Below are 4,319 nucleotides of genomic sequence, written 5' to 3'. Positions count from 1 at the left end.
CACCGGCCACCGGTATCCGCACGCGCAGCGCCTGCCCGCTGCCGACGCCCGCCCACCGCGGCGGCTTCACCCGCGCGACATCGTCGCCGCGCTGCGCCGCCAGAGCGAACTGCTGGACATCGACCCCGAAGACATTGAAGCCGTGCTGCGCGAGATGCAGCTGCAAGCCTACACGCGCACGTTCCAGGCGCTGACCTGCGCCGACATCATGACCACGCCGGTCGTCACGGTGTCGGCCGGCACATCGATCCCGCGCGCGCTGCAACTGCTGCGTCAGCATGGCTTCAAGGCGTTGCCGGTCGTGGACGAAGGCAGGCGCGTGGTGGGCATCGTCACGCGTGTCGACCTGCTCGGCCTGGCGCCCGCAGACATGCGCCAGACGCTGCGCCGCTGGTTCAGCATCGGCGCGCTCACGCCGCCGCGCGTGGCCGACCACATGAAGACGCGCGTGCAGACCATCGCGGCAGACGCGCCCATGTCGGATCTGGTGCCGATGTTTGCCAGCGCCGGCCACCACCACATTCCGGTGCTGGATGCCGACGGCCGGCTGGCTGGCATCGTTACCGAATCCGACTTGGTGGGCGGGCTGTACCGTCAGGCGAACATCGAGCCGCAGGCGGCCTGACGCATCAGCACATCCGGCGCGCCAAGTGCGCCGGCCCCGCAGTCACAGCGCATCCCAGCGCCAGTCCTGCTGCAGCCGGTCCCGAACGTAGTCGACAAACACGCGCACGCGCGGCGCAAGGTGCTGGCTGTGCGGATAGATCGCGTGCAGCGGTGCCGCCGACACGGAGTGCCCCGGCAGCACGCGCACCAGGCGCCCCGCCAGCAGATCGTCGCCCACGTCCCAGATGGATTTGACGGCAATGCCCGCGCCCTCGGCGGCCAGCGTATGCGCGGCTTCGCCGTCGTTGGTGACGATGGAGGCGGTCACGCGCACGGTGTGCTCTTCGCCGCCGCCGCTGAAGCGCCAGTCCGCGCGGCGCTGATCACCGATGAGGATGCACCGATGCTGCACCAGGTCTGCCGGATGCACCGGCGCACCATGCTCGGCAACGTATGCCGGCGAGGCACATAGCACCCGGAAGTTCGGCGCCAGCGGCCGCGCGATCAGCGTCGAATCGGTCAGCGCGCCGAAGCGGATGGCCATGTCGTAACCGCTGTCGATCAGGTCGACCACGGCGTCGGTCAGTTCCAGCTGCACGCTCAGTTGCGGATGCTCGCGCTGAAACGCCGCCACGATGGGCGCAATGCGCCGTCGCCCGAGCTGGCCCGGCGCCGTCACGCGCAGCAGGCCGCTCACGGCCTGGCGACGCTGCATCAGCAGCGACTCGGCCTGTTCGATTTCATCGAGGATGCGCACCACGCGGCTGTGGAACAGCACGCCCTCTTCGGTCAGCGTCTGACGGCGCGTGGTGCGCTGGATCAGGCGTACGCCCAGGGCGGCTTCGAGCTGCGCCAGGCGCTTGCTGATGACGGACAGCGGCAAATCCATCTCGCGCGCCGCGCCCGACAGGCTGCCGGCGGAAACGATACGGGCAAACGAAATGAGCGCGGGCAGGTTGTCGAGCATGGGGCAATTCTTCGTGTTTCGGAAAGGATGTTTCCTATTGGCAGCGGTATTTCCGCGATTTCGCGAAGGCTAGCATGCCCCGGTCTTTCACGTTCGCGCTTGCGCCATGACCCGACTGCCTGATACCCCGCCCTCCACCGACGCTCGCGTCGACACCGCTGCCGCCCGGCCGCACGCTGGTCGCCGCACGTTTCTCAGCCGTGCAGGCGCCGGGGCAAGCGCCCTGGCTGCCGGCGCGCTGCTGGCCGGCAACGCCGCCGCGCAAGCACCGCGGGCCAGCGGCCCAGCGGCTGCGGGCGCGCCCAGCGCAGGCCAGTTCTGGCCAGACGGCATCCGCCTCGTCATTTCCATCTCGATGCAGTTCGAAGCCGGCGGCCAGCCGCCCAAAGGCACCGACAGCCCATTCCCCAAGATCGACTTTCCGGCCAGCATGCCGTCCGACCCGGCCACCAACACGTGGTTTGCCTACGGTTACCGCGAGGGCATTCCGCGCATGCTCGATCTGTGGGACCGGCACGGCGTGAAGGTGACCTCGCACATGATCGGCGAGGCGGCGCAGCGCCACCCTGAACTCGCGCGCGAGATCGTCGCACGCGGCCACGAGGCCGCCGGGCACGGCCCGCGCTGGAGTTCGCAATACGCCATGACGCGCGCCCAGGAACGCGCCTTCCTGAGCGAAGCCATGACGATGGTCGAGGCGGTGACGGGCCAGCGCCCCGTGGGCTACAACTGCAACTGGCTGCGACGCGGCCCCAACACGCTGTCGCTGCTGCAGGAGCTGGGCTACCTGTATCACATCGACGACCTGAGCCGCGACGAGCCCTTCATCGAACAGGTCAACGGCCGCGACTTCGTGGTCGTGCCCTACACGCTGCGCAACAACGACATCCTGCTGATCGAAGGCCGCAACTACTCGCCGTCGGCCTTCCTCGAGCAGATCAAGCTCGACTTCGACCAGCTCTACGAAGAAGCCGGCTCGCGCCGCCGCATGATGTCGATCAGCGCGCACGACCGCATCAGCGGCACGCCGCAGATGGTGCGCGCATGGGACGCCTTCCTCCGCTACGCCAAGCAGCATCCCGGCGTGGCCTTCCTGCGCAAGGACGAGATCGCCCGCTACACGGCCGCGAGCCCGCTGAGCGTGCGCGAGGCTGAAACCATCTGACGTCGGCCCGGCGGCGGCGCTGCATGCCCGCCGCCCGGCTGCTCGCCTACCCACTCTCTGCACGCACTGCCATGCCGCATATCGTGATCGAAGCGACCGAGCCGTTGGCACGCCGCCTGGACTTTCCCGCGCTGTTGCGCACGATCCACCAGCAGTTGGCCGACCGCGGCAGCGCGCGGCTGACCGACCTCAAGAGCCGCGTGCACATCGCCGAGACGTTTCTTGCCGGTGACGACGCCCAAGCGCAGTTCGTCGTCGCCCGCCTGGTGCTGACCAACCCGCGCCCCGCCCAGATGCAGCGCGACATGGCCGCGACGATCCACGACGTTCTGCGCGATGCCATTGCCGCCCGCGCAGACGCCGGCGCCTGGTGGCAATGCTGCGTGCTGGTGGAAACGCTCGACCGGACGCTGTACCAGAAGACCGACTCGCGGGCGCCCGCCTAGCCCGTCAGTCAGCACCGCACCCCGCAACACACACAACAACACCCAAGGAGACCACATGAACCCGCACCCGCACGCCGGTGCGCTGGCGCAGCCTGCGCCTGCCGCCGCCACGCCACCCGCACTGCCCCGCACCACGCCGGACGATCCGGCACTCGACGCCATCTACCGCCGCATCGCCTGGCGGCTGATGCCGATCCTGCTGCTGGCCCAGGTGTTGGCCTACCTCGACCGCGTCAACATCGGCACCGCCAAGCTGCAGATGGCGGCCGACCTGAGCCTGAGCGCCACCGCCTACGGGCTCGGCGCGGGCATCTTCTTCGTCGGCTATTTCTTCTTCGAGGTGCCGAGCAACCTGCTGCTGCATCGGCTGGGGGCGCGCGCCTGGATCGCACGGATCATGGTGTCGTGGGGGCTGCTGTCGGCGGCCATGGGCTGGGTGCAGAGCACGACCGGGTTTTACGTGCTGCGTTTCCTCCTGGGCGTGGCGGAAGCGGGCTTCTTTCCCGGCATCGTGCTGTATCTCACGTACTGGTTTCCGGCGCACCGGCGCGGCCGCATGACCACGCTGTTCATGAGTGCCACGGCCGTGGCAGGCATCGTGGGCGGTCCGTTGTCGGGATGGATCCTGGCGGCATTCGACGGGCAGCTCGGGCACGCCGGCTGGCGCTGGATGTTCGTGCTCGAAGGGCTGCCCTCGGCGCTGGTGGGCGTGCTGGTGTTCTTCCTCTTGCCGAGCCGGCCGCGCGAAGTGCGCTGGCTCAATGCCGATGCACTGGCGCGTCTGGAGGCGGATCTCGCGCAGGCCGCACCGGCGCAGGCGCCGCTGCATCGCGCGTCGGACATCCTCAACGGCACGGTCCTGCTGTTTGCGCTGATCTATTTCCTGCTGCTGGCGGGCCTGTATGGCGTGAGCTTCTGGCTGCCGAGCGTGATTCGCGCCGCCGGCATCGCCAGCACCGTCACGGTCGGGTGGTTGAGTGCCGTGCCGTATGCGGTGGCCATGGTGGCCATGAACCTGGTGGCGCGGCAGGCCGACAGGCGGCGCAACTGGGGCACGCTGGTCGGCGCGTGCGCGCTGGTGGCCGGTGCGGGCTTTTGTGTGAGCGCATTGACCGTCGACCAGCTCGTGCCCGCC

General features: G+C 69.1%; 5 protein-coding genes. 4 read left to right on the top strand and 1 reads right to left on the bottom strand.

The window, feature by feature from the left end; genetic code table 11:
* Positions 1-625 (top strand): CBS domain-containing protein (locus tag FUT88_RS23880; RefSeq protein ID WP_147218916.1); only part of this gene is annotated, 625 nt, incomplete at its 5' end.
* Between the two features lie 42 nt (positions 626-667).
* Here FUT88_RS23880 and FUT88_RS23875 read toward each other — a convergent pair.
* Positions 668-1,573, bottom strand: a complete 906-nt coding sequence (locus FUT88_RS23875) for a LysR family transcriptional regulator (protein WP_147218914.1) — start codon at positions 1,571-1,573, stop codon at positions 668-670.
* 106 nt (positions 1,574-1,679) lie between these two features.
* Between FUT88_RS23875 and FUT88_RS23870 the strand changes: the two genes are divergently transcribed.
* The 3 genes from FUT88_RS23870 to FUT88_RS23860 all read left to right on the top strand — a co-directional run.
* Positions 1,680-2,738, top strand: a complete 1,059-nt coding sequence (locus tag FUT88_RS23870) for a polysaccharide deacetylase family protein (protein WP_147218594.1) — start codon at positions 1,680-1,682, stop codon at positions 2,736-2,738.
* 71 nt (positions 2,739-2,809) lie between these two features.
* Positions 2,810-3,184, top strand: a complete 375-nt coding sequence (locus tag FUT88_RS23865) for a 5-carboxymethyl-2-hydroxymuconate Delta-isomerase (RefSeq protein ID WP_147218592.1) — start codon at positions 2,810-2,812, stop codon at positions 3,182-3,184.
* A 55-nt stretch (positions 3,185-3,239) separates the two neighbouring features.
* Positions 3,240-4,319, top strand: a 1,080-nt coding sequence (locus FUT88_RS23860; protein ID WP_147218912.1) for an MFS transporter, incomplete at its 3' end; no start/stop codon positions are given.

Source organism: Ralstonia sp. TCR112, from assembly GCF_007997035.1.
Taxonomy (GTDB): Bacteria; Pseudomonadota; Gammaproteobacteria; order Burkholderiales; family Burkholderiaceae; genus Ralstonia; species Ralstonia edaphi.
This window is presented reverse-complemented; position numbering and strand designations above follow the sequence as displayed.